Raw genomic sequence first — 1166 nt, forward strand, 5'->3', positions numbered from 1 at the left:
AGAGCTTAAATCCACACACGTGTCGACACGATGACCTGGGTGCCGGAGGCCTTGATGCCGCTGGTTGGTCATTGGGATACGTGGAGGCCAAACCCGACTTATTAAGGAACTATCATGTCCCAAGTCAACATGCGCGATATGCTGAAGGCCGGTGTGCACTTCGGTCACCAGACCCGTTACTGGAACCCGAAAATGGGTAAATACATTTTCGGCGCGCGTAACAAGATCCACATTATCAACCTTGAAAAAACCCTGCCAATGTTCAACGAAGCTCTGACTTTCGTAGAGCGTCTGGCCCAGGGCAAAAACAAGATCCTGTTCGTCGGCACCAAGCGTTCCGCTGGCAAGATCGTTGCTGAAGAAGCAGCACGTTGCGGTTCGCCGTACGTCGATCACCGCTGGTTGGGCGGCATGCTGACCAACTTCAAAACCATCCGTGCTTCCATCAAGCGTCTGCGTGACCTTGAAGTGCAAGCCGAAGACGGTACTTTCGCCAAGCTGACCAAGAAAGAAGCGCTGATGCGCTCCCGTGACCTGGAAAAGCTCGATCGTTCCCTGGGTGGTATCAAGGACATGGGCGGTCTGCCTGACGCACTGTTCGTTATCGACGTTGATCACGAGCGCATCGCGATCACCGAAGCCAACAAACTGGGCATCCCTGTTATCGGCGTAGTCGATACCAACAGCAGCCCGGAAGGCGTTGACTACATCATCCCAGGCAACGATGACGCAATCCGCGCTATCCAGCTGTACATGGGTTCGATGGCTGACGCTGTAATCCGTGGTCGCAACCACGTTGCTGGTGGTACCGAGCAGTTCGTTGAAGAAGCTCCGGTAGCTGCCGCTGAGTAATTGACGCCCTGGCGTTGACTCAGTAAGCAAAAAGGGGGCTTGGCCCCCTTTTTGCCACCTCGAAAACCATTTGTCGGCGCCCACTTGTGGCAGCGCAACCTAGCGACTGTAACGTGCAGCAGCCTACAAGGGTGATTCGGGAAGAATTGATCCCCCGTTCGATCGGGTGGAATGGTTGAAAACCTATCCAAGAGGAATTTGAAAATGGCAGCAATTACTGCAGCGTTGGTTAAAGAACTGCGTGAGCGTACCGGCGAAGGCATGATGGATTGCAAGAAAGCCCTGGAAAAGGCTGACGGCGACATCGAAAAAGC

General features: G+C 54.0%; 1 protein-coding gene and 1 pseudogene. Both read left to right on the forward strand.

The window, feature by feature from the left end; all coding sequences use genetic code 11:
• The first annotated feature begins 114 nt into the window (after window positions 1-114).
• Window positions 115-852 (forward strand): 30S ribosomal protein S2, encoded by a 738-nt coding sequence (gene rpsB, locus CFE47_RS31185; RefSeq protein ID WP_003189158.1) that lies wholly within the window; start codon window positions 115-117, stop codon window positions 850-852.
• 204 nt (window positions 853-1056) lie between these two features.
• Window positions 1057-1166 (forward strand): annotated as a pseudogene (locus CFE47_RS31190) (translation elongation factor Ts); the annotation flags it as partial.

The organism is Pseudomonas sp. PGPPP1 (assembly GCF_002255865.1).
GTDB lineage: Bacteria > Pseudomonadota > Gammaproteobacteria > Pseudomonadales > Pseudomonadaceae > Aquipseudomonas > Aquipseudomonas cremoris.

Bases quoted from the DNA above. Each gene is read 5' to 3' on its own strand.
- rpsB (WP_003189158.1), top strand. From the start codon at position 115: ATGTCCCAAGTCAACATGCGCGATATGCTGAAGGCCGGTGTGCACTTC.